Origin of the sequence: Cryobacterium sp. 10S3, assembly GCF_034344045.1 — a bacterium.
GTDB lineage: Bacteria > Actinomycetota > Actinomycetes > Actinomycetales > Microbacteriaceae > Cryobacterium > Cryobacterium glucosi.
Genome location: NZ_CP133773.1, coordinates 3579773 through 3605976, shown reverse-complemented (window position 1 = coordinate 3605976; position 26204 = coordinate 3579773). Strand labels below are relative to the sequence as shown.

Here is a 26204-nt window from a genome sequence, read left to right as displayed (position 1 = left end):
TCCCAGCCTGCTGGCAGGGTGAGGAAGGCGCGATCGGCTAGAATCGGTCGGTATTCGTGTGTTGTCGACCGGGCGTTCTTCGCCGGACCGGGCCGCGAATGGGAGGGCTGTCCGAGCGGCCGATGGAGCCAGTCTTGAAAACTGGTGGACAGAAATGTCTCGTGGGTTCGAATCCCACGCCCTCCGCACGAACCCGTTACCCGGCCGGCACCACAGAAGGGATCTGAGTGAGCGACCAACCGAGACTCCGTTCCGCACGATCCCACAAGCTCAGCACCATCGCGCGGCACGGCCGGTTGAAGCACTCGAACCCGGTCGTCACCGTCGTCAAGTTCCTCGCAGCGGCCATGGCCGTCGTGCTCGTCAGCGGCGTCTCCGTCGCCGCGATCGCCACCCTCGACGTCGCATCGAGCGCGCAGCCCGGTGTGCACCTCGCCAACGAGACGAACGGCCCCGTCCCGCAGATCGGCGCCATCACAGGCGGCGTCAACCTCCTCATCGTCGGCAGTGACAGCCGCAAGGGCCAGGACCCGTCGTTCGGCCCGGAGGACTCCACCGGCGACCTCAACGACGTCACCATGCTCCTGCACATCTCGCAGGACCACACCAACGCGTCGGTGATCAGCTTCCCGCGCGACATGTTCGTGCCGATCCCGGCCTGCCCCGACCCGAGCGGCGGCACGTTCAATTCGATGAGCCGCCAGAAGATCAACACCACGCTCACGTACGGCGGGCTCGCCTGCACGGTGCTCACCGTGGAGAAGCTCACCGGCCTGACCATCCCCTTCGCGGCCGAGGTCCAGTTCAGCGGCGTGATGGCCATGTCCACCGCTGTCGGCGGCGTACCGGTCTGTGTCGCCGAGGAGATCCAGGACGAGTACACCGGCACCTTCCTCAAGCCCGGCATGCACACCCTCGAGGGTGTTGCGGCCCTGCAGTTCCTCCGTACCCGCCACGGTGTGGGCGACGGCAGCGACCTCACCCGGATCAACAACCAGCAGGTCTTCATGTCGGCCCTGGTGCGCACCATCAAGAGCGCGAGCACGCTGTCGGACCCGCTCAAGGTGTATTCGCTCGCGAAGGCCGTGACCGCCAACATGAAGCTCTCCGATAGCCTCAACAACGTCTCCGTGATCGCGTCGATCGCGGTCGCGCTCAAGGACATCGACCTGAACCAGGTCGTCTTCGTGCAGGTGCCCACCGGCGGCACGACCGGCGGAGTGCTCCCGCTCCAGCCCGACTTCAAGGAACTCTTCACCGCGGTCGCGGCCGACAAGGCCCTCAAGCTCGGCGGCACAACGGGGCGGGGCGCGACGCTCGACCCGAGCGCGACCGCGACTCCGACGCCCGCCGCGACGACGGATGCTTCCGCGACGCCCGATCCCACGGCATCCGCCGGTGCCACCCCGATCCCCACCCCGACGGACGCCACGACCCTGTCGGAGTCGGCGACCGGCCAGACCGCCGGGGAGCTGACCTGCTCCGTCGGCCGCACCCTCAACAACCAGTAGGCGCGGGCCTTCGGGCACCCGTGCAAACGGATGCCGCCGGTACGGTTATGATTACACTCGTGTGTTTGCTCGGTGAATTCTGCGCAGGCGCCAAGGAGACGTCGCATAGTACGGCTTAGTGCACCACCCTGCTAAGGTGGAGTACCCTTCACGGGGTACCGTGGGTTCAAATCCCACCGTCTCCGCACTGTAAGGCCCCCGAGATCCGCGTAATTACGGGGAAGTCCGGGGGTCTTTTTCATGGTCCGGGTGGGTTTGCCCACATTTTGCCCACAATTGCTGGAGCTGCGGCGTGGTTGAGGCCCACCGCAACGGCGTCTAAATCGTCATCGAAGAGGTCGGCATAGACGTCCAGGGTCATCGCCGCGGACGCGTGACCGAGCATCCGCTGCACCGCCTTCACGTTCGCTCCCGACGCGATCGCCAACGAGGCGGCCGTGTGGCGTAGGTCGTGCAGGGTCATCGCGGGCAGGTCGGAGGCAACGAGGGCGGTCTTGAACCACGACCTCGAGCCGCTGCTGACGCGTGTTCGCCGGAGGTGCTCCCCGGCGCTGTCGGAGAAGAGCAGATCGTTGGGGCCCTTACCGGCGATGTCCTCGAGCAGGGACTTGGTGAGGAATGCCGGAAACACGACTGTGCGGCGCTTGTCGGATTTCGGCGTCCCGACCTCGATGATTCCGCCGACTTCGACGGCGTTCACGCTGACGGAGATCCGGTTCCGGACCAGGTCGACGTCTCGCACGCGCAAGCCGATGGCTTCGCCCCAGCGGAGCCCCGTGTACGCGAGCACGAGCAGTAGCGTGCGGTGGTCGCCGGAATTGTCGGCGAGGCGCACCACCTCCTCGTGAGTGAGATACCGATGCTCCCTCTTGGGCTTCCGGGGGAGGTTCACGCCCCGGGCGGGATTCGTGGAAATGCGCTTATCACGGACCGCGACGTCCAGAATCGATGCCAGGACTCCGAAGGCCCGGATCACCGTCGTGGCGCCCCGCGTGCCCGTCATCGTCGACACCCAGGCCTGGACGTCGCTATGGCGGACCCCGCTAACGGAGATCCTCGCCCAGCGCGGCGCCACGTAGAGCCGCCAGGCGATCTCGATGGGACGGAGGGAGGATGGCTTCAGGTGCGTCTGCGAAGCGAGCCAGTCAGCTCCCAGAGTGCCAATGGTGACCTTGGCGGCGGAGGCCTCGACGTACTCGCCCCTCGCCATGGCAATCTCGACGGTCGCGGTGAAGAGCTCGGCCTCCCTCTTCGTCTTGAACCCGCGCTTGTCCGTCTGCGTGTGGTCGGGTCGGCGGTACCGCACCCGGTAGCGCTTGCCGGCTGCGGTCGTGTACGAGGTGATCGATGCCATGCGTAATCAGCCCAGCCTTCCAGTCGGACGAGTGCGACCGCCGAGACAGTGCCCGTCAGCGGCGATCTCGATCTCAAGGGTGCACCTGCTCGCGGTTTCGCTCAAGGCTCACGCTATCCAGGACGACCGACACTGCATCCGTCATCGGAGAGTGACCAGCGCCACGGACCATCCAAGCCCGACTGCCCGTTAGAGGTGCCCTGTGGATAACTCTCTCGGCGGCTTGACGGAGCTTCAGGGATCGTAGCGTCCGCCCGACACGCATCCGCTTTGGTATCCAATGCGTCCGTGGCAAGGACCTGGCCACCGACATATGCCTCACGTCGTCGGTGACGGGATGCATATCGGGGTCGCCGCCGGCATCGCCGCGGAGGACCGGTTGCGTGCCCTGTCGTGAATGCAGTTTTCCGACGATGGGACGACGATCAGTGTGCGAGTGGGGGCATGGCGCGCTGGCTTGACAATGGCTTGACGCCGATTTCGTCACGCCAATTTGAAACCGAAATCGCGTTCTCTTGGAGGCCCAATTCGGGGCTGCCTATTCGTTTGGGTATTCGTTTGGGTATTCGTTGAGAGCGAATACCCAAACGAATAGGTAGGGGCCCTCTTTCCCTGTCCCACCGCGACCCCCTCGCTGCGCTCGCTTCCCAACCCCCCACACCCAACGGCTTTGTGTGGGGGGTTGGGAAGTAAAGGGGTAGTGGTGGGACAGGGAAAGAGGAAGAAGTGTAAGAAAGAGAGAACAAGAAGGAAAGTACAGAAGCTAGATCAGAAGCAAAGTACAAGAAGACGACGATAAGAACGAGAAAAGCAGGACGGGCTAGGCCAGAAGATCACGGCTTTCGAAGCGGACGGAGCCTGCGAAGACGGCGTACTGGACGATCCATGATGACGCGATGGTCGACTAGCCGGTGTTTGTGCGGGTGTTGGAAGGGATGCAATCTGGTGGGGCCTTGGGTGCTCCCCGACGCCAGAGGCCCCGTGAGTGTGCGGGAGCTTATGCAGTGAGTCGTCTGGCCTGAGGACTCGGGCCCAGTCGAGCAGGGCCAGTCGACCTACTCGGACACGTCAACCGTGTGGGCAACGCAGGCGGCGATCGCCACGCCGGTTCCGAACCTATTCCGGCAGACCAACGGCACGAGCTCGCCGGGTCGCGGTGTGAGCCGGTTTCTCGGTCGGTCGAGAGACCCGGCGCAGGGTCGGGCGCGGGAGGAGTGAGCAACCCCAGGTGTCCCCGCTTCCGGCGACACGCGGACGAGCACGGTGGCACAAGCAAATCTTGATCTCGCGATGAGGGCGCTCAGGGCGTCATCCGAGACGCACACTGGCGACTTCTCGCGTATGCGCATTGCAATGTGTCGCAGTGTGCATCGCACCTGGCATCGCATTGACGTGTCGCATTGGGTGGCGCGAGACCGCAAGTCGAGGGGGGATGCTCCCACAACCCGTATTCCCAAGAGTGGTCATACTGATGCCATGGAACTTGAAACGAAAGCAGCCACAGCGGCAGCAGAAGAAATATCTCCCGAGGAGACGCGTGCGGAGATTACGCGCCTTTCAGCACGCGGTTACGTCGCCCTTCGACACGTGCTGGTTCAGAAGCCCTGGGCGGATGTGAAAAACAAGGAAGACCTCGGGAGTACCGTCGGCCAGGCAGTGCACGCACGTCGTCACCGCGCTTTACTTCTTTATCTGCTGGTGCTCACTGCTTGGCCGTGGTTGGCAGAGAACCGCAGACCGTTGCCTGGGGCCGCGTGGATCCGGGCGTTGACCGCACCTGGAGCTCTGACGTGGTCGCCGTCGACGTTGTCACGGGCCTGGGCGGACCTTGCTGAGATGGGACTCGTCGAAGTCCAACGCAAGCGAGAGGGTCGAGCGCGCCGTGTCGTCCCAAGGCGAGAGGACGGGAAGGAGCCTTACGACGCTCCGGCAGGCCGACGTGACCGGTACAACATGTACTTCATCGTCCCGGACGCGTTCTGGCATGAGGATGTATTCGCGAAGCTCTCTCTTCCCGGGCTCGCGATGTTGCTGATCATCTCAAAAGAGACGAACAACAAGAATGAAATGTACCTCCCATACGCCTACGGACCACAGTGGTACGGGCTCTCGCCAAAGAGCGTCCAAAACGGTATCAAGGATCTCGAGAACCAAGGACTACTTCACGTTAGGTATGAGACCTTCAAAGCACCCCTATCGGCCACAGGGAAATCGACACGGATCTGGTACTCGCTGACCGGTGATTTCGGGCACGACGCGCGGGCTGCGATTCGCAAGACCGCTCAGGGGGAGCGCAGCCGCCGCCTTTCAGCACAGCAAGTGAAGGACGTGCCGGCTATATCCACCACAGAGGTCGCGGATCATGCCGCAGAAGGTGTCAAGAAACCGAGGCGGAGGCGGAAGGGAGTTCGAAGTGATGCCACAGAAAGTGAGCGCTGAGGGATGGAAGACCATCCGCTACGCCATCCGCGGATGGGGCACCACGCTTCGGCTGATGGCCGTACTCGCAACGATAACCGCCGGTGCGGCAATACTGGGCGCAATCACATCGTACCTAATCCCATGACGGGTCCAATTCGAAGTGGGTCCGGTAGTCCATGATGCATATCTAAGAATCGGCAGCTCGGAACAGTCAGAGACTTGGACTCGATCCTCGAGCGTGCCCGCCCAAAAAATGATCGGAATAATTTAGTACTTGCACATATTCCGCATCTCGATATATTCTTGGTGGATGAACGCCGCAGATACATCCGCCGCCAGCTTGCTGGAGACACTACGCCTCGCCCGAGGGCTGACGCAGGTGGAGCTCGCGGACGCCGCCGGTATGTCTCAAGCACTTCTCTCCAAGGTGGAGAGCGGCAAGGCTGAACTTTCGCGCGACCGCCGCGAAGCAGTGGCAGCGCTCCTGCAGGTGCCGATCGGCACATTCAACGGCGACACGGCTTGGGTGCCTTCCGCGCGTATCTTCCATCGACGTCAGAAATCCGCGAGCAAGTCGGCCCTAAGCCGGGTTCGCGCCGAGCTCGAGCTCTCTCATGTTCGCGTCGAATCAATTTTGGGTGACGTCGCTCCGGCTTTGCGGCTCAAGCGGCGCCCGCTGCCCGACGACGGATTCACTACCCCTGGAGAAATCGCGGCGCTGGTCCGCGCCGACCTCGGACTGGGGCATGAGCCGATCGCCGATCTGACTCGAGTGCTCGAAGAGGCCGGCGTCGTAGTAATCCGCCAGCCACTGGAATCCCTCCAAGTCGACGCAATCGCTGGATGGCCGGACGGGGGCACGCCGGTGATCCTCCTCGCCGACCACGCGCCCGCCGAGCGCCAGCGATTCACAATGGCACACGAGCTCGGCCACGCCACCATGCACGATGGCGATGCAGCTGCCGAACATGAGAAGCAGGCCGATGCATTCGCAAGCGAGTTCCTTGTCCCTGGGGAGCGCCTCCGCTCGGAGTGGAAAGGCAATGCCCTCCCGGAGCTGATTGAGGTCAAAAAGCGTTGGGGTATCTCGCTGTCCGCGCTAATCCGCCGCGGCTGGGATTTGGGACTAATGACCGACTACGACTACCGCGCAATGAACATCCAGCTCACGACATCCGGCATGCATCGCCGCGAGCCGGACTCCCGCGAACCCGAACAGCCGCAGCTCCTACGCAAGACGATCGCCCAGTTCATGGCGGCCGGCACATCAATCGACGCCCTTGCAACACGCGCCATCATGCTCGAACCCGAATTCACGACAACCTTTTTGGATGTGCATGATGAATAACTACAGTTCAATTGTCAACCCGAGCCTGACGGGTCTTGGCCTCGTCCGTGCGACTCGAACGATCGAACGGGGAAACGCCCGCGCGTTCGTCAAGGACCGACTATTCCATGTCGCCGGTGGAAACGTGTTCGAGGTCGCGGGGAATATCGACCCGAACACGTCTGCGGTTGTTGTTTCTGGCGCCTATGGACACAGGCGGGCCAAGATTCTGCGCGACACGCACCCCGGGCTTCCACTGATCATCGAACCGACTTCAATCGGCGGCTACGTCGCTACGGTGGCCGCACCGTTTCAGATCCCCGAAGCGGAAGAGAATGAGCTGTTCCCGCCGACGTTGGACTCCATCCTAGACAGCGCGATTGCCCATGGCAGCGTCGTCGCGATGACCCCGACCGGACAGATTGACAAAGGCGACTCAGCCACCCTTAAAGCGGCCCTGGCCCTAGCGAATGAGATCGACCGGAACGATGTCGTCTTCCTGCTGAACTTGTCCGCAGGATGGCTCAGCGACGATTTCCTCCGCAAGCAGATCGTGGCCGTAATAAACCGCAGCCGCCACCCGGTTGCGCTCGCTTTCATCGACCGCAAGAACCCGATTGAAAGCGGGAAACGTCTCCGTGCGTACCGGAGCATCTTCATCGAAAGCACCAACGACGTGATTGCATACCGCACGGACATGGCCGGCTTCGATGCGCGAGCCCACGGAGCGATCGCGGCCGCGATCGGAGCCCTTCCCAGCGCCCGTAGAGTCACCCCAAAAGGCAAAGGCGGACGAGCGTCGGATCCCACCGACTTGGCCCCTCACATGCTCGTTGCGGATCTCGGCCGTTTTGCAAAGTCGAAGATGATGCGCAACGTCTGGTTCATCGACCGCCCCGGAATTACCTGTTCTTGTGCTGCGTGCCATGGGCGTTCGATCGACAGGCTCTTCGAAATGGACGAGGACCGCGCCGAAGGGCACCTGCACAACGTCTACGAGCTCGAGCGCATGCACGCAGCCACAGTAGGGATGACCCAAGTCGAACTCCACGCCTGGTGGCACGAATTCATCAATGGAGTTCTGGGCGCGTACCCGCAACTGGAGACGTACATCAATCGCCCTATCTCCGTCCCGGCCGATGTCGTCATCTGGAACGAGGACTGAGCCAGCCGGCAGTCAACTGCCGGAACTGGTCGTACACCGTCTCGGCGAAACTCCATCGCGCTGCGGTGAATAGTCTCGGCTGGAACGGAGAGGGGCCGACCAACGTGCGGGACGCACCGGCAGGACCAACTTTGAGTCCGATCCCGTAGTAGCCAACTTCCGTCATTGCGATCGCCAGCTCGCCGTCACTGAGCGCGTCGAACTGCAATACGCGTGAGGCGAAACCGTTCCAATGGTGGGCGGCATTTACGCCCTCCCGCCATCGTTTCGCGTGGATTTCCACTTCGACCGGCCTGGTCGGGACGGCAAGTAGACGCGTAGCCCACGGCGTCCCATCGACGTCTTCGACTACGACAGCGACCACGTCGTCAATCCACGTTCGTCCGACCATTCGACGGAACCGCCGCGGGACAGGACCGAGGTCGTCTGTCGGGAGTTCCATAAGGCCAGCGAGCGAGGCCTCGTCCGTCAGCGAAACGAAGTCGCTGCGCAGCCGTCGTTCGTGTTCGTCGCGCACCAACGCGTAGGTGATTGTCACGTTGGTCGACCGGATTCTCCCGGAATGACTGAACAGGTCCTCACCCGGAACTCGGGATCCTGCGTACTGCAGGCTAATGGTCTCAAGACGCATCAGGCTGATCCCTCCATTGTCCTGGCGGTGGAGAACAGCATCTCCGCTGATGACCAGAACGGATGATCTGCTTTCCGATACTGCTGTGGGGCAGTTCTGCCCTGTCGGTCCAAGCGCGTCAATAATTGCACGTCTTCCAGGTCCCGCAGCACCCGGTGGACAGCGGGCTGACTCAGCATGAGTAGCTTCTGCAACTCCGTCGAGCTCGTCTCATTGGGTCCTTTTGCTATCGCATTGGCGACGGTCAGGAAATGAACGTCGTTAAAGAGCGTCTTTGACCATCTCACCGTCGCACCCAGACTATTCACCTCATTACCCTAATACAGAATACGATTTACGTATTTTGAGTCCTGAAGCTTTCCACGCGTCGGGCTACTGACCCGCTGGAGACGTGTGTCGACATTACGGGTCGGACACTGGGGCTCGTGCCTTTGACGAAGCTCGAACTGACAGTGGGCGCTGCTATCTGCAGAAGGTTATGCGGCGTGGTCATGAGAATCGCCGCCGCGCCGGCATCCGGCGACGAAAAGGGAAACCCAACTAACTGCTTCGCGCGATTCAGGGAAGAAGGGCCCATGAATTTGAAGGCTCGGAGGCTACGGAGCGGCCGGCGTCAGAACCGCACGATAGTTTGGCTCTATGGAGATTCAGGGGGATTCTGGCCGATCCGCGACAACGGAGGTCGAGGCCGACGAAGTCACAGTGGACGAGTCTGCAAGGGATGATGTCGGCATCGAAGAGGATGCCCGCGCGACCACGAGGGATGATCGCTTCCTGTTCCTCGCACAATACTTCGGCGACGCGATTGAAGCACTCCGCGAGACCCACGATGAACTTTCACCCGCGGCTTCGGAGCTTGACTCTGTCGTGCATATTTGGGACGAAACGTTCGAAGGGTCCAAGCGCCTAACAGTCGATGACCGCGAGCTACTGGCAACGGTCTTTCGTGATGTTGGCGAGGGTGGGCTCACCTCGCACGAGGTCGTCGACCGCTTGTGGGAAGCGGTGAAAGACACTCATTGGGGACCCCAGTTTGCTTTCGACTTCGTACGTCGCGCATTTCGACCCCGTCGTCAACCCATCTTCCACAACGCGATATTGATCAGCGTGGTCGCGGCATTCGAATCGCACCTAGCGAAACTCGCAGATGAGTACTACCGCGCAGCTCCCGATGCGCTCCACAGGCTCCCTAAAGAAGCGGTCAAGGAATTCTCGCTACGTGAACTCCAGTCGATGGGCTCGATCGAAGATGCTATCGAGATGGCAATTGAGCAACGCGTCACAGCATTGATGTTCGGCAGTCTCGCGGACTGGAAGAAGTTCTTTGCAGAACGCATGAATATCGACCTCGCGAGCCTCAGTGGCGACTGGGGTTCGATTCAGGAGGTCTTTGAGCGTCGCCACTGCATCGTGCACAGCGAGGCCAAGGCGTCGCGCCGTTATATCCGTAACTACCCGAATGTGGAGCTTCGCGACCCACTCAACGCCGACGGCGATTACGTCCGCCAAGCCATGGAGAGTCTTGAGCTGCTTGGCTTGCTCCTGCACACGGCTGTCTGGTCGAAGTTCGCACTTGACCGCCAGGAAATCATCGACTCCATCGAAAGTAGAGGGTTCGCTTCGTTGAAGGAAGCGAGATGGCAATTCAGTCTTCGCATCTATGAGAGCTGGCAGACGCTGCCGCTCTCGGAAGCCGAGCAGCGAATGGCCAAAGTCAACCTCTGGATCGCACGAAAGAACCTGAATGGGCTGGAGTCAATCCGGAGCGAGGTTGATTCCTGGGACGTGTCCGGATCCGACGAGCTATACGCCTTCGCGAAGCTCTGCCTCCTTGACGAACTCGACGGCGCATTTGCGATGCTTCCCGTGATGGTTGAACGCGACAAGGTGGCTGGCATGGCACTAGCCACTTGGCCCCTACTTGCGCCTCTCAGAGAGGACCCTCGCATTCAGAGGTATGCCGACATTATGGGGGACTACCTTAGCGATGAAGCGGACAACTCAGTCGGGGATGCCGGAAATGTGGAGCGGACCGGGCGGCTCGACTTGGCTACGGAGTCCAATCCCGACACCATCCCGGCTTCGGCTGACGACGCGACTTCCGACGGCACCAAGGAATCCGTGCCGCCGGCCGCCGCGCAAGCGATCGGTGAAGGCCTGGAGAGCGAAACCATCGACGTGTAACGCTCACCCTGCTGAACTGCCCGCGGAACCTGCAGTCGCAGTCGGCTTTCACAAGGTGAACACATCGGCACCCAGCGGTTTCGACGTTGACGTCGCTGTGAACGGGGCTCGAAACGGAAGCCGATCTCTGCCCACATTTTGCCCACATTTGAAGGAAATCACCCTGATTCTGAAGATGCCACGGTGACCGAAAAACGTTGAAATTACGCGGAAGTTGGGCCTCGGTTGAGCTGCCGCTGGGGTCCGACTAGAGTTCAAATCCCACCGTCTCCGCACTGTAAGGCCCCCGAGATTCGCGTAATCACGCGGAAGTCCGGGGGTCTTCTTCATCGCCCGGGTGGGTTTGCCCACAAACGCTGGAGCTGTGGCCTGGCGGAGACCCACCGCGAAGGCGTTTAGATCGCCATCAAACAGGTCGGCATTGACGTCCAGGGTCATCGCGGGCAGGTCGGAGGCGCCGAGCGCGGTCTTGAGCCACGACCTCGAGCAACTTCTCACGCGTGTTCGCCGGAGGGGCTCCCCGGAGCTGTCGGAGCAGAGCAGATCGTTGGGACCCTTGCCGGCGATGTTCTCGAGCAGGCCCGTGTGAGAAATGCGGGAAACACGTCCGTGCGGCGCTTGTCGGATTTCGGAGTCCCGACCTCGATGATCCCGCCGACTGCGACGACGTTCACGCTGAAGGAGATCCGGTTCCGGTTCAGATCGACGTCTCGGACGCGCAAGCCGATGGCTTGGCCCCAGCGGACCCCCGCGTCCGTGAGTACGAGCAGTAGCGTGCGGTGGCGTGATTGCCCTCGACCGGATTCAATTCCGGGCTTCGACCAACGACCATGCACCCGGTCACGGGTGCGCTGATGCAACTTAGAGCTGAAGGCTGTGAACAATACCTAAGCGACTCCAGCGGAGAGGGGCCAGTCCCGGGTGGCTTCTCTCCGCTGCGACATCCGCGGCCTGGGTTGATGCTCGAGATCGCTTTTTGCTGGCCAGATCTTCCTGGCCGCAATCGATTCTTTCTCGGCGGCTTGTTCAGGTGCGGCCTCAGCGGCGGGAGGACCCTACGTGGTTCCCGAACTCATTGCGTGAGGCTCGCACCATTGGAGCGGATGACTTCGGCGTACCAGTCGAATGATTTCTTCTTGTACCGGTCCAAGCTTCCGGTGCCGTCGTCGTTGCGGTCGACGTAGATGAACCCATACCGTTTGCTCAACTCGGCGGTACTGGCGCTGACGAGGTCGATGCATCCCCAGGTGGTGTACCCCATGACCGATACGCCGTCCGCGACGGCCTCGCCCACCTGCACCAGATGATCGTTCAGGTACACGATGCGGTAGTCATCCACGACAGTCTTCTGGCCGTCGATTTCGACGAGCTGGTCTCGTGCGCCAAGGCCGTTCTCGACGATGAAGAGCGGTTTCTGCCACCGGTCCCAGAACTGGTTGAGCACGATCCGCAGGCCGACGGGGTCGATCTGCCAACCCCACTCAGATGCCTTGAGTGTCGGGTTTCGCACGCCGGGGAACAAATTGCCGGGGCCGACCACGCGCTTCGATTCGTCTGCGGTCTCGGCCACGCTTACGTAATAGCTGAATGAGACGAAGTCGACGGTGTTCTCCTTGAGCAGCGCTCGCTCCTCGTCGGTGATGACCAGATTGACGCCCTGCTCGCTGAGGCTGCGCAGGTAATAGCCCGGGTATTCGCCGCGCACGTGAATGTCGCCAAAGGCGAGATTGGTGCGTTCGGTGGTGAGTGCCGCCATCACGTCGTCGGGGTCGGGGGAGAGCGGGTAGACCGGCATCGATAGGATCATGCAGCCGACCTGGGCGGACGGGGCGAGTTCGCGGGCTGCTTTCGTGGCGAGAGCGCTTGCGACCAGTTCGTTGTGGACGGCCTGGTAGAGGTCCGTCTTGGAGAGCTGGTCCGCGGGCGTGTTGATGCCACCAGACATCAAGGGGGAGTGCAGCACGGAGTTGATCTCGTTGAAGGTGAGCCAGTACTTCACCCGAGTGCCGTAGCGTGCGAAAAGGACCCGCGCGTAGCGCTCGTAGAATCCGATCAGGTCGTGATTGACCCACCCGTCATACTTCTCCGTAAGGTGAAGCGGCGTCTCGTAATGCGAGATCGTCACGAGCGGTTCGATGCCGTGCTTCTCGCACTCGTCGAGAACGCGATCGTAGAAGGCGAGGCCCTCTTCGTTGGGCTCCGTCTCGTCGCCGAGGGGGAAGATCCGGCTCCACGCGATGGAGAATCGGAACGTCTTGAAGCCCATCTCGGCGAACAGGGCGATGTCGTCGGCGTAGCGATGGTAGAAGTCGATGGCGATCTGCTTGAGATTGTCGTCGGTGGGAAGTGGTGTGCGGGGCGTGGTGACGCCGTGGGGCATGACATCCTGGATCGAGAGGCCCTTGCCCCCCGCGTTGTATGCGCCCTCAATCTGGTTCGCCGCTGTTGCGCCGCCCCACAGGAAATCGTCTGGGAATCTGGACATCGTTCCTCTTTCATTGCTTGATCGTGCTGGAAGAAGGCGTTCGAGTCGTCCGGCAATCGTGAGCGACTGAAGTGGATCGGGAAGGCTACGCCGTTGTGAGCAGCGACATCAATGCCGCCATAAAGCTGTCGAAGTCGCGGTCGGCGGCGAGTAGCGCGGTGACGTTGGAGGATTCGGACAGCACTCGGGTGAGTTCGTCGAGGGCGTCGCGAAACGTTGCGCGGCCGTCTGGGCTGAGGGCGAACAGGAAGACGATTCGGACGCTGGATCCGCCCCACGGGATGCCTTTGTCGGAAATCATGACGGCGATGCCGGTCCTGTTGGCATCCAAGTACATGGAGTGCGGTATCGCGAATTCACCGCCGAACGCAGTTGCCGAACGGCACTCGCGATCGAGGACGTCGTCGTAGAACCCCGGTTCGACGTAGCCGGCGCTCGTGAGTGAGTCGCACAGGATGGCGAGGGCCGTTTCCTTCGAATCGACGGAATCGACGTGGTGGTATGCGCGTGCGTCGATAAGAGATCGGAGCATGGTCCGGACTCGGCGATGCGCGTTTCGCTGTCGTTCGAGGCGCACCTTGGCTTGGACCTGGTCGATGTCGGCGATGGTGAGAAATGGGCTCACGACGACGACCGGAGGCATCGGACCTTCGCCGATGGGCACAGTCGACACGATGAGGTCGCCGACTGCGGACGAGAAGTCGAAGTCCATGGTGGTGATGACTTCTTCAATTACGGCCTGGCCGCGGATGACGTCGCTGAGCTGGATTTCGAGCCGGGCCGCCATGTCGTAGTACTTGGGAACGACCAGGGTGAGTGTCACGAGGTCGCGTTGTTCGAGGTAACGCAAATACTGCATCCCCATGTGGAAGGTGAGGTAGTCGAGTTCACCGGGGGCGACGCTGATCCCGAGTCGGGCTTCGACCCTGCCGGCGAAGTAGAGGGCGAGATCGTGGATGAGCGGGTGGGAATTCTTGAATTCGTCACCGAGCGGCGCGACAAGTTCTGCGCCGGAATGTGCCCGCGCCGCCATATTCTGCACATGCAGTGCGAGGTTGAGTTGCATCGCCCGGTTGGCGGGCCCGAGCAGATATCGCTCCGAGATATCTTCCATGATCTCTGCGACGAGCATCCGGACGTCCGTTTCGATGATCGCTTCGGCGGTCCCTTCGCGGGCCCCCCTGATTGCGCGGAGGGCAACGACTCCATAGAGGACCTCCAGCTCCGGGCCCGGCAGGGTAACCCCATACAGCTCGCGGACGACGTCGGCCAGGGCAGTCGTGAGGCTCTCGACCGCCGGATCGGGACGGTGCGAACGGCCCTCTGTTTCGCTGACGACGTTGCCTTCGTTCACGCGGTCAATAGTGACGACAAGGTGCACCAGGAGGTCATTGAGTGCAAACTCGTTGAATTCGAGGTCGCACAGCGCAATCGTTTGGCCGACCCGTTCTCGTAAAGCGCGAAGGTCGTATTGGGCATATTCGGCAATCAACGCCTGCCATGTCGAGGGGATGAGCCCTTTCGTCGAGCTGTAGATGATCTGTCTGACGAGGCGTCGTCGGTCCCGTTCAGCGCCGTCGAGCCAAATGGAACCGTGATCGCGCCTCAACTGCAGGTCGTATTGACGGATGAGGTCGCGAACTCGGGTGAGGTCCGCTTCGAGTGTCGAATCGCTGACCGAGAGTTGATCGGCGAGGTCGTAGACGTTGATTGGGGATGAGCGTTTCGCGAGGTCTCGACAGATCACGAGCAGGCGTTTGTCGGGTGTGTCGACTGAGTCGCGGCGCCGATTGGAGACCATGCGGCCGTACGCTCGCCTGTCCACCTCGTAGCCGCGGTGCATCGCTGAGACGATCTCGCCGGCTTTGTTGATGGACTTGACGTATGTGCGTACCGTGCGCCCGGAGACGCGGAGCTTGGCTGCCAGCTCGTCTCCGGACATGGGCCTTTCGGCACGAAGCAGCAGCTCGAGCAGCGCCTGCTGGTTCTCAGCTGCCATGATGCGGGACTTCCTTCGTTGAATCTGTTCGATCGTGATCGCGGGCTCAGGATGCCAGGAGGGTACGCGCCTGTTCCATGGCGACTTTGCCGTCCATCATTCCGTAGACGCGCATGGGGATGACGCCGACGGGCTTTCCCTCGCGGGTAGCGACCTTCGTGACCTCGTCCAGCTTGTACTTGATCTGCGGCCCAAGCAGAATCACTTCGAAGTCGGCGATATGTTGTTCGATCTCAGACACGGGATAGGCTTCGACGCCATCACCCTCCTGGGCGAACTTCATCATCGAGTTGACAAGGATGCTTGTCGACATTCCAGCGTTACACAACAGCATGACCTTCATGGTGGAGGCCTCCTATTTCATTGGGGTTGAAGTGACGGCGGTCTGCAGTCGCTCGTAGATATGAATGAACTCGTCCGCCAGAGAGCGGACGAGGATCGCGCCGGACAAGTGATCCTGTGCGTGAACCAGAATGACGTTCACCTTGACCGGGTTGCCCCGCGCCTCCTCGGTGAGCATCTGGGTCTGGGTCTTGTGAGATGAGACCAGGTCGTCGTCTGCCGCGACCAGAAGTTCCTGACTCTTTGCGAAGTCTCCTTCGCGTGCCGCGCGGATGGCGAGCATTGCGTTCGACTTTGCGTTTCCGGCATATGCGATGATCGCGAATGCGCTCTCGTAATCCTGTTCGTTCATGAAGCTCTCCAATAGTCGCGTCGAAGACGTGGCGGCCTTTGCGAAGGGCCCGCGGTCCGTCTTCCATTCACCATACGTGCGACATGTTCGCCGGCCCCAACGACTGTGCTTCCGCCATCGCGGAAGCCCAGTTAGTCCTCCTCCGCGGCGGAAGGAGGTCGATTGGTGGTCGTGCGCGGAGCGCCTGCATAGTGAATACGAACCCACGCGGGGCGCTCGTGCGCTGAAGCCCGCACCTCCGCGTGACCCGTTCAGACGCTTACAAGCAGAATCCGAGGCATCCATGTTGACCATCGCCTACATCGGCAACGGCAAGAGCGCGAACCGCTACCACTTGCCGTTTGTACTCAAGAACCCGAACTTTTCCGTCAAGACCATTTACTCTCCGGCGGCGACGTCCCCCTGGGAGCAGATCCCCGGCGTCAACTACGTGACTGATATTGAAGAGATCTGGCGTGATGCGGACATCGATCTCGTCGTCGTGTGCACGCCGTCGAATACGCACGCCGAGTACGCCCGGGAAATACTGAACCACGGGAAGAACGCCCTCGTAGAGAAGCCATTTGCCGAGACCCCAGACGAAGCGCGTGAACTTTTCGCACTCGCTAAGGAACGCGGCTTATTCCTGCAGTGCTACCAGAACCGCCGCTTCGACTCTGACTTCCTTACCGTGCAGAAGGTCATCAACAGCGGGGTCCTAGGCGACCTCCTCGAGGTGGAGTCGCACTACGACTACTACCGACCCGAAGTGCCGACGACTCTGGTACCGAAGTTTTCCAAGAACTACTCCTTTCTCCTCGGACACGGCACTCATACGGTCGATCAGGTCATCGGATTCTTCGGCCGGCCGGAGAGCGTTCGCTATGACGTGCGGCAGCTCCTCGGCCCGGGTCGACTGAACGACTATTTCGACCTCGATTTCTATTACGGGGTGTTGAAGGTATCGATCAAGTCGAGCTACTTCCGGATCAAGGCGCGTCCGAGTTTCGTGGTTTACGGCAAGAAGGGGATGTTCATCAAGGATTCGATGGACCGCCAAGAGGAGCACTTGAAACTCTCCTATCTTCCCGGTCGTCCAGGCTTCGGCGTTGATCTTCCCGAACACTACGGAACCTTGACGTACTTCGACGACGACGGTGTGTACCACGAAGAGAAAGTCGTTTCCGAGATCGGGGGCTACGGGCGGGTCTACGAAGGTGCCTACCAATCGATCGTGAACGGCGCACCTAAGGTCGTCAGCGACGACGAAACCATTGAACAGTTGATCGTGCTGGAAACCGGCATCCGTCTCATCACGAAAGGGAATGAAGACTTGTGAGTAATGCAATGGTGTGGGCTGAGGACCACCTGACGGTCCTTGCGGGAAGGCTTGATGGGAACCGTTATCTGACGGCCGTGAAGAACTCGTTCATCGGAGCGATGTCGCTCCTGATCATCGGTTCCTTCTTCATCTTGCTCGCCTATCTGCCGATCGGTGGCTATACCGACTTCATGGCCGGGACCTTCGGAAGCGACTGGCAATCGTTCTTCACGATTCCCTACAACGTCACGATGGGAGCGATGACGCTGTGGGTCGTGATCGGCATCGCCAACAGCCTCAGCGAGAGCTACAAGCTGGACCGCATGGCCTGCATCCTCGCGGCACTGGTTTCATTTCTCGTCTTGACTCCGACCGAGGTTCTCGTCGGCAGTGGGGGAACCGGTCTTCCCCTGGCGAACTTGTCTGCTAACGGGCTCTTCCTGGGCATGATCGTGGCGGTTGCGGCCGTCGAGATCCTCCGGTTCGTCGACCATCGCGGCTGGACAATCAAGATGCCGGCATCCGTGCCGTCGAACGTCGCCAAGTCGTTTTCTTCGCTGATTCCGATTGCCGTCCTGCTGGTCTTGTTCAACGTCGTTCGGATGCTTTTCACAGTCACGGAGTATCACGACGCTCAGACGTTCATCTTCGCCCTGTTGCAGAGCCCGCTGACGGCGCTGGGAGCGACTCTGCCTGCGACGCTCCTCGCCTCGTTTGTCGAGAGTGCCCTGTGGATATTCGGTATCCACGGGGGCAATATCGTCGGCGGCATCATGACGCCGATCTGGCTGTCTCTGACCTCGGAAAACGCGACGGCGCTAGCCGCCGGGCATACCCTGCCGAACATTGTGGACTACCAGTTCTATATGAACTTCGTGAAGGTCGGGGGCTCGGGCGCAACGTTCGGGTTGGTCCTGCTCCTCGTGTTCCTCGCAAAGTCGAAGCAGTTCCGTACCATCGGGAAATTGGCCATCGGTCCTGAGATCTTCACGATCAACGAACCCATCATCTTCGGTATTCCGGTCGTGCTGAACCCGATTCTGATCATTCCATTCGTCCTCACACCTCTGGTCTTGTGTGTGGTCGCCTGGGTATCGATGGCCACGGGAATCGTGCCCCTCACAAACGGCGTGAACATCCCGTGGACGACACCACCGATCATCTCCGGATTCCTTGTAAGCGGCTGGCAGGGTGCAACGCTCAACGTCGTCCAGATTGTGATTTCGGCGCTGATCTACTTCCCCTTCTTCAAGGTTGCTGATCGGATCGCCCTGGGTAAGGAATTGGCTGCAGAGGCGGAGATCACGGCCGAGGCATCCCTCGGTAAGCCCACGCAGGTGGCAGCGGCATGACCGTGGCGCAGGTCCGGGACGGCGCGATCGGCCTGGCCATTCTCGGGGCGGGGATGATCGTCAACGACTTCCTGTCCGTCGCGCGCGACTTGCCGGACTTCGAACTGATCGCGATCTTCGGACTGGAGTCGCAGCGGGGTCCGCTCGATGAACTGGCGAGCACACACGGTATTCGCACCGTCTACACGGACTACGAGGAGTGTCTCGCTGATCCCGATGTGGATGCTGTGTATGTGGGGCTGCCGAACCATCTGCACTACGCGTTCGCCAGGCAGGCGCTCCTCGCCGGCAAACACGTCATTTGTGAGAAGCCGTTCACGTTGAATCTGTCGGAGCTGCGTGATTTGCGCGCTGTCGCAACCGAACAGGGACTGATCCTGATCGAAGCGGTGACCACGCAATACCTGACGAACTATCGCCTCATCAAGGAGGCGATTCCCAGCCTGGGCGACCTCAAACTCATTCAGTGCAATTACTCGCAGTACTCCTCGCGGTACTCGGCTTTCCGCCGGGGTGAGGTACTGCCCGCGTTCGATCCTGCCAAGGGTGGCGGCGCGCTCATGGACATCGGCATCTACAACATTCACTTCGTTGTGGGGCTGTGCGGCGAGCCGACGTCGGTGCACTACACCGCCAACATCGAGCGTGGCGTGGACACGTCGGGAATTCTTGTCTTGGAGTATCCAACCTTCAAGGTTGTGTGCGTCGGAGCGAAGGACTGCGGCGGTCCGGTTCGAAGTCTTATCCAGGGCGATGGTGGCACAATCGTGATGGACGGGCCTCCGAACGTGTGTGAAAGCTTCACCGTCCTCAAGCCTGGCGAAGAACCGAGGCAGGTGGATGAGAAGGTGCATGAACATCGCATGGTGGAAGAATTCCTTGCCTTCTCAAAGATGGTGCGTGCGTTGGACTTCGAGGACAGAGACGCGAGGCTCGCACACAGCGAGGCTGTCCTCGAGGTAGCCACAGTCGCGCTTGACTCGGCGGGCATTCGACTCGGCGCCTGAATGACGTCTGGCTGCGCGGGCCTGTCTGGGCAGGGGCTCACCCCCTTCCCGACGGGCCCGCGCTGCATGCGTTGCCTGGATCCGAACCGTGAGATGCCGTGACGTTCCGCCGCAGTGTTGCACGGCAGGAAAGAGCCAAGAATAGAGACACTATGCAGATTCCATTACCGCGAACACCTGACCCCCGCGAGGCTCCCGCGTTGCGATGGGGCATTGCTGCCCCTGGAAGCATCGCCTCCGACTTTGCGCAGGCGCTCAGTACGTCAACCCGTCAATCGCTTGTCGCCGTAGGGTCGCGTGATCGCGAACGGGCCCGGGCCTTTGCTTCGGCGCACAATATTCCGCACGCGTACGGCAGCTATCCCGAGCTCGTCTCGGCGGTGGACATCGACGCGATCTATGTCGCCTCCGTCACGAGCGAGCATTTCCCGATCGCGCTGCTCGCAATCGAAGCAGGCAAGCATGTGCTCGTCGAAAAGGCGATGACGCGGAACGCGCATGAAGCTCGCGTCCTCGCGGATTCAGCCCGCGACAATGGAGTCGTCCTCATGGAAGCCATGAAGACCCGGTTTCTTCCACGGACGGACGTAGTCCGGCAGTTGCTCAGCGACGGTGTCATCGGCGACCTTGAGTGGGTCTCCGCGGATGTCGGGCGGAGCCTCATGATGAACAGTCGCCTGCTCGATCCTGCACTGGCGGGTGGCGCCTTGCTCGACTTGGGGTGTTACGCCGTCGCCCTCGTTTTGTTCGCCCTGGGCCGGCCGAACACGGTCCGGGCGGAGGGAGTACTCACGGCGTCGGGGGTCGACCGGCAGACATCCATCATGATGGGCGAATTCGCAGGGCACCCTGGCGCCCAGGCCCACGTGTTCGCAACCATCGGTGCCGACACCGGGCGCCGGGCCCAGATCCTCGGTTCCCGCGGTCGAATAGAGCTCCCGGATGGGTTCTACGGGCCAGGACGAGTTGAGGTCGTCTTGGCGACAGGTGCGACCGCGACATACCAGCCGGACGAATTGCGCGGACGAGCGTCGATGGCTTACGAGATCGCCCACTTCGCAGAAGTGGTGCACAGGGGCGACTCTGAATCACCCTTGATGCCGGTGGCTGAGAGCATTGCGGCGATGGAGACCATGGACCGTGCACGTTGCGATCTTGGCGTCACGTATCCGGGCGAGCAGCCTTGCGTTGAAATAACGCGTGAAATGCCCACGTCATCTCCGTCCGCATGACCCACCCGGTGGGGAAAAGATCGAGCCGCTCTCAGCGCGTGCTGGGCGGTTTGGGTGGTACCCGGCCAGACGGTCGGGATGAGAATTGGAGCGAATGTGCCTACGTATGAGTACCACGCGACATCAGCGGATGTGGCTCGGGCTGCCGCACTCGATGCGGTCACCGTATTGGATCGAGCCATTAGGGAGTACGGCTCGGCGACCTGGGTCGTGGCTGGCGGAACATCGCCGACGCTGGCGTACCGGACCCTTGTCAATGAACTCGCCGACTCGCTCGACTGGTCGAAGGTCACTGCGGTCATCGGCGACGAGCGCGTTGTTCCGATCGATGATCCCGATTCGAATTGGGGGCTGATCAGTGGGGAACTTTTCCGTGCCGGCCCCACGAGTCTGATCAAGCAGGTCAGCCCTGCCTTCGGGCGCGATGAGGCTACCCAGGCTTTCGAGTACGAGGAAGCGCTTCGTGCACTCCCGTCGAACGCCAACGGGCTGCCACGCCTGGACCTCCTCTGGCTCGGTGTCGGTGAAGACGGGCATACGCTGTCGCTCTTCCCTGGCCATCCGGACAATGTCGCGACGGACGCCCTGGTGATTGCGGTACATAACTCGCCCAAGCCTCCCCCGACCCGGATCTCGCTCACGCTGCGGGCGCTCGACGGCGCGATTGTCGCGCGTGTCTTTGCTACAGGGGCGGGGAAGAAAGACGCCCTTGCGGAAGCTCGCCAGTGGGGTACATTGCCGATCGCCGTGGCCACCGCGCGCATCGAGGCGGCGGGCGGCGAGGTCACCTGGCTGTATGACTCGGCGGCCGCACCGGAATAGGTTTGCCGCCGCCTCCGAAGCCCGCAGGGGCGTCCGCGCCTTTATTGCTCATGCTTGAAGGAACCGGTCCCAGAAATTTCTCAAACTCGTCCGCGATCAGTTATCAATCACCAATAGGAGAATCATGCCCGAAAGCACAGCCATCATTGCCAGCCGAGTCGGCCTGCACGCTCGTCCCGCATCCATTTTTGCGGCCGCCGTCGGCGAACTGCCGATCGAGGTCACCATCGCGATGGAGGGCGAGCCGGCCGAAGACGCGATGGACGCCTCGAGCATCCTGAGCCTGATGAGCCTCGGCGCCGGCAACGGCGACGTCGTCGTGCTGCGCGCAGAAGGCGAAGGCGCCGACGAGGCGCTCGAAGCCCTCGTCAAAATTCTCGAAACGGACCTCGACGCCGAATAGCCTCACATTCAGAGATCACCCTGATCCTGAAGGGAACGGGGTGACCGAAGATCGTTTGAATTACGCGGAAGTTGGGCACCCATCAGGCTGTCATTGGGACCGGTTTGGGTTCAAATCTCACCGTCTCCGCACTGTAAGGCCCCCGAGATCCGCGTAATTACGCGGAAGTCCGGGGGTCTTTTTCATTGCCCGGATTAGTCGGGGTCGGATTCGGGAGTACGGCCACTGGCGGCACCGTCCCGGAGCTGGGCCCAGTGGCGAAGCCGTGCGGAAATGGCTCGCTCATATCCCTCGGCGGAGGGTTCGTAGAAGGTCTGTCGGGGTATGCCCTCTGGGAAGAAGTTCGCGCCTGAGAACCCGTTCTCGGTGTCCGGGTCGTACTGATAGCCCTCGCCGTACCCGAGATCTTTCATGAGGCGGGTTGGGGCATTGAGGATGTGCGCGGGCGGCATCAGCGATCCGGTCCGCTTCGCGGCGGCGCGGGCCTTGTTGAATCCGCGGTACACGCCGATCGACTTCGGCGCGGTCGCCAGGTAGATGACGGCCTGCGCGAGTGCGAGTTCTCCCTCGGGTGAACCGAGGCGGTCATAGACGTCCCAGGCGGCGAGGGCCTGTTGAACGGCGTTCGGGTCGGCCATGCCGATGTCCTCGGTGGCGAATCGGGTGATGCGGCGGGCGATGAACAGGGGGTCTTCACCGCCGTCGAGCATCCGTGCCAACCAGTACAGGGCTGCGTCTGGGTCGGAGCCGCGCATCGACTTGTGGAGAGCGGAGATGAGGTTGTAGTGGCCTTCCTGCGCTTTGTCGTACAGCGGTGCCCGTCTCTGCACGGCGGCCGCGAGGGCTGCCGGGTCGACGGGTGCGGGCAGGGCGTGTACCTGCTCGATCATGTTCAGCAGGTACCGGCCGTCACCGTCCGCCATCGCGATCAAAGCCTGACGCGCCTCATCGGTCAGCGGTAGCGGCTGACCGATGAGCGCTTCGGCGCGGGTGATGAGCGTGCTGAGCGCAACGTCGTCGAGGCGCTTCAGAACGAAGACCTGGGTGCGGGAGAGCAGTGCTCCGTTGAGTTCGAAGCTGGGGTTCTCCGTGGTCGCGCCGACGAGGATGACGGTGCCGTCTTCGACGTAGGGAAGGAACGAGTCCTGCTGGGCGCGGTTGAAGCGGTGGATCTCGTCGACGAACAGCAGCGTGCCTTGACCGACCTCGCGCCGGCGCCGCGCTGCTTGAAACACTTTTCGAAGGTCGGCGACGCCGGCGAAGGTGGCAGAAAGGGGTTCGAACGCGAGGTTGGTCTGCTCGGCGAGAAGCCGCGCGATCGTGGTCTTGCCGCACCCGGGTGGCCCCCAGAGCACCATCGACATGAGTCTCTGTGCGTTGACCATTCGCCCGATCGGTGCGTCCGCCCCAAGAACATGGCCCTGCCCGATGACGTCGTTCAGGGTGCGCGGCCGGAGCCGATCAGCCAGCGGCCGTGACTCGTCGTCGATGTCGAAGAGAGACGGTGTCTCGCTCACGACTGCCGCTTGTCAAAATAGTGACCGCTCGTGATCGTGCCGACGCTCGGGGTGTGCTGCTGCAGCTGCCCGCGCGAGAGCGTCACAGTCCGCTCCGGTGGCCGAACAGTTGGGGATCGACCGGGCGTTTTGCGCGCGGCAGATTCTCGACCACGAGGAGGTAGGACTCGGTGACGAGATCGTCGATGAGAGACTCGTGCAGGTCTCCGCCTGGATTCAAGGTGATCCAGTGCTGCTTGTTCATGTGGTAGCCCGGCGTGATGTCCTTGTGCTGCTGGCGGAGAGCTCGGCTGTCTTCCGGGTCCGCCTTGACGATCACGATCGATTCACCAGTAATTTCGGTGATCAGCATGAAGACCTTTCCACGGACCTTGAATACCTCCCAGCCGGGCCCGAAGGGGTGCTCGAGCTCTGCGCCTGGAAGTTCCCCGACGCGCTCTCGGGCGTGTTGCTGGAGTGTGCCACCCTGCATGTCGTCCTCCTGGGGTCACTGCCCGTTTCTGGGCTTTCTGGATCTGCGTACAATGGTACATACTTTGTCTGACATCAAGGGGGTCGCGTGAGGAAGGGCAAGCCGAATGACCCGGAGCGCCGAACCCGGATCCTTCGGGCAGCACTGGAGGTCATCGCGTCAGAAGGCGTGCACGCGGCGTCATATCGACGCATCGCCGTGCAGGCCGGCGTGCCGCTCGGGTCCACGACGTACTATTTCGCCGACCTGGAGACGTTGATCGTCAGCGCGTTCGAGACCTTGAGAGACGGACTCGAACCGCGATACGCGGCCCCGATGCGCGACGCCCGTCTCGACACTGATGTCGTTGACGCGCTCGTGGCCGCCACGTGCGGGTCGACAGCTCCAACGCTCGCGGACATCCGCTTGTATGAGGAGATGCACCTCTACGGCGCGCGCAGTCCCCGGGTTGCGGAAGTCCTCCGCGACCTCCAAGAGGAATCCCTCATGGTTCTTCGCCGCTCTCTGCCTGATGGCACGGCCCGTGCTGTCGACGCCCTCATGTGGGGGTGGTGGAGCTACCGGGCACTCCACCCCGGCGATCCTCTCGATCAGGGCATGGTGCGCAGCGCCTATCGAGCTCTGGTCGATATAGCCGTCACCCGCATGGAGCGCGGCGACCGGCGAGGAGTAGCCGAGAGCACCCCCGGCGTCTAACGGCGGGGGTGCACCGTGAGAACGGTCTTTCCGACAGCCCGTCGTTCATCCAGGGCGGCGACCGCTTCGGCGGCCTCCTCGAACGCCACCACCTCGTGGATCACCGGGGCGAGCGCGCCTCGAGCGACGACCGGTGCCAGGCGTTCCCATTGGGCCGTAAGCGAGACGGAGCAGGTCGGCATCAGCCCCTCCCACGCGACGCCGATGATGGTCGTGTTGTTCAGGAGCAGGCGGTTCACCTTCACGGTGGGGATGCTGCCGCCCGTGAAACCGAGAACGAGGAGCCGCCCGCGGGTCGCCAGCGCACGCAGCGAGTCGGTGAACCGTTCGCCACCGACAGGATCGAGCACCATGTCCACCCCGCGGCCGTTCGTGATTCTGCGAGTCTCGCTCAGGAAGTCGTGAGGCCGGATGACGTGGTCTGCCCCGACGTCTCGCGCCAATTGCGCCTTTTCCGGCGTGGAGACGACGGCGATGACCTCGGCGCCGCGCAGCTTCGCCTGTTGGGTGAGTGCGACTCCGAGACCGCCCGCGGCGCCATGGATGAGCACCGTCTCGCCCGCACGGAGATTGCCGCGTTCCCCCAGGGCGAATTCTGCGCTCAGGACGTTGATGGGCATGGCCGCCGCCGCGATGAAGTCGATCTCATCCGGAAGGGGCAGGACGCGATCCGCAGGCGTGACCACAAAGTCTGCGAACGCGCCAGAACCGGCAACGCCGAGAACGCGGTCGCCGGCCGCGAATCCCGAGTCGGCATCGGCGTCGACGACGATCCCGGAGAACTCGCTCCCAATTGTGAACGGAACCGGGACGCGCAGCTGGTACTCGCCCCGAGATTGCAGCACATCCGGGTAGGCGATCCCGGCGACATGAACCTCTACGAGCACTTCGCCTCGTGCGCGGACGGGAATCGGGATCGTGTGTGTTTCGAGTAGCCGGGGTCCACCGTGTGTGGTGTTCCGCACTGCCCGCATTGTCGTCGCACGTGAGTTCATACGTTCAATCATGCCGACAAGTGACTTTGCGTCGGCCGCCAGACCTGGGATCTTCCGCGCGCCAACAGAGCCCGGGGCGAAAGTCATCCCTGGAGCGGCACGGCGCCAGCGGTGACAGCCCCGAGAATTCAGGCGCCAGATTGGTGAATCAGCGCGATCCACCTGCGTCGACTCGACGCAGTTGCGTACCCACGATCAGAAAGAAGGCGCCGAGTCCGCCGGCGAAGGCGCTGACCCCGTAGGCGAGGACGGACGTCAGCAGCGAGGTGCGCAGCGATGCACCTGTTGAAAGCGCCGCGCTCTGTTTGCGCAGCTCGACTGCCTCGTCGCTGGTCGCGTCAAGACCTCTCAGGGCCGCACTGATATCGGCGAATGTGCGCCCACCCGCTCCGCGCTCAGCATTGTTCTTGATGACGAGCGCCTCGACGTAGGCCGTCACCGGCCCCTGCACCGGCTTGCCCGCGAGAATGGGCGCGTTGCCGGGTACTGTGATCTTTTCATCGCGCAGCTGCTTCGTGACCGTGAGCCACGCACCTGCTCCGACGGCGACGAAAAGCGAACCGGCCGCAATGGTAAGACCTGCGGTGCGGCGAAGGGCGAATGCAGTGGGCAACGACGACATCGATCATCCTTTCGT

The 26204-nt window shown here is 61.9% G+C and carries 23 protein-coding genes and 2 tRNA genes; 14 read left to right on the top strand and 11 right to left on the bottom strand.

From position 1 onward, the window contains the following. The first annotated feature begins 101 nt into the window (after positions 1-101). The 3 genes from RHM57_RS16730 to RHM57_RS16720 all read left to right on the top strand — a co-directional run bounded on the left by RHM57_RS16730 (position 102) and on the right by RHM57_RS16720 (position 1696). A tRNA-Ser gene (locus RHM57_RS16730) sits at positions 102-186 on the top strand. A gap of 41 nt (positions 187-227) precedes the next feature. After that, positions 228-1511, top strand: coding sequence for an LCP family protein (locus tag RHM57_RS16725; protein WP_241975523.1), 1284 nt, complete (start codon positions 228-230; stop codon positions 1509-1511). 94 nt (positions 1512-1605) lie between these two features. After that, positions 1606-1696 (top strand) — tRNA-Ser (locus RHM57_RS16720). A 53-nt stretch (positions 1697-1749) separates the two neighbouring features. Here RHM57_RS16720 and RHM57_RS16715 read toward each other — a convergent pair. Next, positions 1750-2865: a tyrosine-type recombinase/integrase gene (locus RHM57_RS16715; protein WP_322188863.1), complete on the bottom strand. Its 1116-nt coding sequence runs from the start codon at positions 2863-2865 to the stop codon at positions 1750-1752. A 1476-nt stretch (positions 2866-4341) separates the two neighbouring features. Here RHM57_RS16715 and RHM57_RS16710 point away from each other — a divergent pair. The 3 genes from RHM57_RS16710 (at position 4342) to RHM57_RS16700 (ending at position 7778) form a co-directional block, all read left to right on the top strand. Then, positions 4342-5304 (top strand): hypothetical protein, encoded by a 963-nt coding sequence (locus RHM57_RS16710; RefSeq protein ID WP_322188862.1) that lies wholly within the window; start codon positions 4342-4344, stop codon positions 5302-5304. Between the two features lie 292 nt (positions 5305-5596). Next, complete coding sequence (locus tag RHM57_RS16705) at positions 5597-6634, top strand: ImmA/IrrE family metallo-endopeptidase (RefSeq protein ID WP_322188860.1); 1038 nt, start codon at positions 5597-5599, stop codon at positions 6632-6634. Continuing rightward, the gene (locus RHM57_RS16700; RefSeq protein WP_322188858.1) at positions 6624-7778 is read left to right on the top strand and encodes a hypothetical protein; all 1155 of its coding nucleotides are present in this window, start codon (positions 6624-6626) and stop codon (positions 7776-7778) included. The genes RHM57_RS16705 and RHM57_RS16700 overlap by 11 nt, the downstream gene beginning before the upstream one ends. Here RHM57_RS16700 and RHM57_RS16695 read toward each other — a convergent pair. Both RHM57_RS16695 and RHM57_RS16690 read right to left on the bottom strand, forming a co-directional pair. Then, complete coding sequence (locus tag RHM57_RS16695; protein WP_322188856.1) at positions 7759-8409, bottom strand: hypothetical protein; 651 nt, start codon at positions 8407-8409, stop codon at positions 7759-7761. The two genes, RHM57_RS16700 and RHM57_RS16695, sit on opposite strands and share 20 nt — an antisense overlap. Continuing rightward, a complete protein-coding gene (locus RHM57_RS16690; protein ID WP_322188854.1) occupies positions 8409-8717 on the bottom strand; it encodes a helix-turn-helix domain-containing protein in 309 nt (102 codons plus the stop codon). Before RHM57_RS16690 ends, RHM57_RS16695 begins: the two co-directional genes overlap by 1 nt. A gap of 331 nt (positions 8718-9048) precedes the next feature. Here RHM57_RS16690 and RHM57_RS16685 point away from each other — a divergent pair, with 331 nt between their 5' ends. Further along, positions 9049-10593, top strand: coding sequence for a hypothetical protein (locus RHM57_RS16685; protein WP_322188852.1), 1545 nt, complete (start codon positions 9049-9051; stop codon positions 10591-10593). Between the two features lie 1072 nt (positions 10594-11665). Here RHM57_RS16685 and RHM57_RS16680 read toward each other — a convergent pair. The 4 genes from RHM57_RS16680 to RHM57_RS16665 form a co-directional block, all read right to left on the bottom strand. Continuing rightward, positions 11666-13078: a glycoside hydrolase family 1 protein gene (locus RHM57_RS16680; RefSeq protein WP_322188850.1), complete on the bottom strand. Its 1413-nt coding sequence runs from the start codon at positions 13076-13078 to the stop codon at positions 11666-11668. An 85-nt stretch (positions 13079-13163) separates the two neighbouring features. After that, on the bottom strand, positions 13164-15077 hold the full coding sequence (locus RHM57_RS16675; RefSeq protein ID WP_322188847.1) for a BglG family transcription antiterminator: 1914 nt from the start codon (positions 15075-15077) through the stop codon (positions 13164-13166). A gap of 46 nt (positions 15078-15123) precedes the next feature. Beyond that, positions 15124-15420, bottom strand: a complete 297-nt coding sequence (locus tag RHM57_RS16670; RefSeq protein WP_322188845.1) for a PTS sugar transporter subunit IIB — start codon at positions 15418-15420, stop codon at positions 15124-15126. A 12-nt stretch (positions 15421-15432) separates the two neighbouring features. Continuing rightward, on the bottom strand, positions 15433-15771 hold the full coding sequence (locus tag RHM57_RS16665; protein WP_322188843.1) for a PTS lactose/cellobiose transporter subunit IIA: 339 nt from the start codon (positions 15769-15771) through the stop codon (positions 15433-15435). 283 nt (positions 15772-16054) lie between these two features. Here RHM57_RS16665 and RHM57_RS16660 point away from each other — a divergent pair, with 283 nt between their 5' ends. The 6 genes from RHM57_RS16660 to RHM57_RS16635 all read left to right on the top strand — a co-directional run bounded on the left by RHM57_RS16660 (position 16055) and on the right by RHM57_RS16635 (position 21887). Then, the gene (locus RHM57_RS16660) at positions 16055-17089 is read left to right on the top strand and encodes a Gfo/Idh/MocA family oxidoreductase (RefSeq protein WP_322188841.1); all 1035 of its coding nucleotides are present in this window, start codon (positions 16055-16057) and stop codon (positions 17087-17089) included. Positions 17090-17097: 8 nt separating this feature from the next. Beyond that, the gene (locus tag RHM57_RS16655) at positions 17098-18423 is read left to right on the top strand and encodes a PTS sugar transporter subunit IIC (protein ID WP_322188839.1); all 1326 of its coding nucleotides are present in this window, start codon (positions 17098-17100) and stop codon (positions 18421-18423) included. After that, entirely contained in the window at positions 18420-19430 is a 1011-nt protein-coding gene (locus tag RHM57_RS16650) for a Gfo/Idh/MocA family oxidoreductase (protein ID WP_322188837.1), read from the top strand. The genes RHM57_RS16655 and RHM57_RS16650 overlap by 4 nt, the downstream gene beginning before the upstream one ends. Positions 19431-19582: 152 nt before the next feature. Then, positions 19583-20662 carry a Gfo/Idh/MocA family oxidoreductase gene (locus tag RHM57_RS16645; protein ID WP_322188835.1) on the top strand — a complete coding sequence of 360 codons (1080 nt, stop codon included), beginning with the start codon at positions 19583-19585 and terminating at the stop codon, positions 20660-20662. Positions 20663-20758: 96 nt separating this feature from the next. Next, positions 20759-21484, top strand: a complete 726-nt coding sequence (pgl, locus tag RHM57_RS16640; protein WP_322188833.1) for a 6-phosphogluconolactonase — start codon at positions 20759-20761, stop codon at positions 21482-21484. Positions 21485-21608: 124 nt separating this feature from the next. Then, on the top strand, positions 21609-21887 hold the full coding sequence (locus RHM57_RS16635; RefSeq protein WP_322188831.1) for an HPr family phosphocarrier protein: 279 nt from the start codon (positions 21609-21611) through the stop codon (positions 21885-21887). A 194-nt stretch (positions 21888-22081) separates the two neighbouring features. Here the strand turns inward: RHM57_RS16635 and RHM57_RS16630 are convergent, their stop codons facing one another. Next, positions 22082-23404: a replication-associated recombination protein A gene (locus RHM57_RS16630; RefSeq protein ID WP_322188829.1), complete on the bottom strand. Its 1323-nt coding sequence runs from the start codon at positions 23402-23404 to the stop codon at positions 22082-22084. A gap of 82 nt (positions 23405-23486) precedes the next feature. Continuing rightward, positions 23487-23876, bottom strand: coding sequence for an MmcQ/YjbR family DNA-binding protein (locus tag RHM57_RS16625; RefSeq protein ID WP_322188827.1), 390 nt, complete (start codon positions 23874-23876; stop codon positions 23487-23489). Positions 23877-23963: 87 nt separating this feature from the next. Here RHM57_RS16625 and RHM57_RS16620 point away from each other — a divergent pair, with 87 nt between their 5' ends. After that, entirely contained in the window at positions 23964-24572 is a 609-nt protein-coding gene (locus RHM57_RS16620) for a TetR/AcrR family transcriptional regulator (protein ID WP_322188825.1), read from the top strand. Here RHM57_RS16620 and RHM57_RS16615 read toward each other — a convergent pair. Together RHM57_RS16615 and RHM57_RS16610 are read right to left on the bottom strand one after the other, a co-directional pair. Next, a complete protein-coding gene (locus RHM57_RS16615; RefSeq protein WP_322188823.1) occupies positions 24569-25459 on the bottom strand; it encodes an NADPH:quinone oxidoreductase family protein in 891 nt (296 codons plus the stop codon). The genes RHM57_RS16620 and RHM57_RS16615 overlap by 4 nt on opposite strands. A 256-nt stretch (positions 25460-25715) precedes the next feature. Then, positions 25716-26189 carry a hypothetical protein gene (locus tag RHM57_RS16610; protein ID WP_322188821.1) on the bottom strand — a complete coding sequence of 158 codons (474 nt, stop codon included), beginning with the start codon at positions 26187-26189 and terminating at the stop codon, positions 25716-25718. Positions 26190-26204 lie beyond the last annotated feature (15 nt).

What these genes read in the sequence shown, in the direction of transcription:
- RHM57_RS16635 (WP_322188831.1), top strand. Translation starts at nt 21,609, where the DNA reads ATGCCCGAAAGCACAGCCATCATTGCCAGCCGAGTCGGCCTGCACGCT.
- RHM57_RS16695 (WP_322188856.1), bottom strand. Translation starts at nt 8,409, where the DNA reads ATGCGTCTTGAGACCATTAGCCTGCAGTACGCAGGATCCCGAGTTCCG.
- RHM57_RS16715 (WP_322188863.1), bottom strand. Translation starts at nt 2,865, where the DNA reads ATGGCATCGATCACCTCGTACACGACCGCAGCCGGCAAGCGCTACCGG.
- RHM57_RS16610 (WP_322188821.1), bottom strand. Translation starts at nt 26,189, where the DNA reads ATGTCGTCGTTGCCCACTGCATTCGCCCTTCGCCGCACCGCAGGTCTT.
- RHM57_RS16680 (WP_322188850.1), bottom strand. Translation starts at nt 13,078, where the DNA reads ATGTCCAGATTCCCAGACGATTTCCTGTGGGGCGGCGCAACAGCGGCG.
- RHM57_RS16645 (WP_322188835.1), top strand. Translation starts at nt 19,583, where the DNA reads ATGCAGATTCCATTACCGCGAACACCTGACCCCCGCGAGGCTCCCGCG.
- RHM57_RS16665 (WP_322188843.1), bottom strand. Translation starts at nt 15,771, where the DNA reads ATGAACGAACAGGATTACGAGAGCGCATTCGCGATCATCGCATATGCC.
- RHM57_RS16710 (WP_322188862.1), top strand. Translation starts at nt 4,342, where the DNA reads ATGGAACTTGAAACGAAAGCAGCCACAGCGGCAGCAGAAGAAATATCT.
- RHM57_RS16660 (WP_322188841.1), top strand. Translation starts at nt 16,055, where the DNA reads ATGTTGACCATCGCCTACATCGGCAACGGCAAGAGCGCGAACCGCTAC.
- RHM57_RS16700 (WP_322188858.1), top strand. Translation starts at nt 6,624, where the DNA reads ATGATGAATAACTACAGTTCAATTGTCAACCCGAGCCTGACGGGTCTT.
- RHM57_RS16625 (WP_322188827.1), bottom strand. Translation starts at nt 23,876, where the DNA reads ATGCAGGGTGGCACACTCCAGCAACACGCCCGAGAGCGCGTCGGGGAA.
- RHM57_RS16655 (WP_322188839.1), top strand. Translation starts at nt 17,098, where the DNA reads ATGGTGTGGGCTGAGGACCACCTGACGGTCCTTGCGGGAAGGCTTGAT.
- RHM57_RS16670 (WP_322188845.1), bottom strand. Translation starts at nt 15,420, where the DNA reads ATGAAGGTCATGCTGTTGTGTAACGCTGGAATGTCGACAAGCATCCTT.
- RHM57_RS16675 (WP_322188847.1), bottom strand. Translation starts at nt 15,077, where the DNA reads ATGGCAGCTGAGAACCAGCAGGCGCTGCTCGAGCTGCTGCTTCGTGCC.
- RHM57_RS16650 (WP_322188837.1), top strand. Translation starts at nt 18,420, where the DNA reads ATGACCGTGGCGCAGGTCCGGGACGGCGCGATCGGCCTGGCCATTCTC.
- RHM57_RS16685 (WP_322188852.1), top strand. Translation starts at nt 9,049, where the DNA reads ATGGAGATTCAGGGGGATTCTGGCCGATCCGCGACAACGGAGGTCGAG.
- RHM57_RS16705 (WP_322188860.1), top strand. Translation starts at nt 5,597, where the DNA reads ATGAACGCCGCAGATACATCCGCCGCCAGCTTGCTGGAGACACTACGC.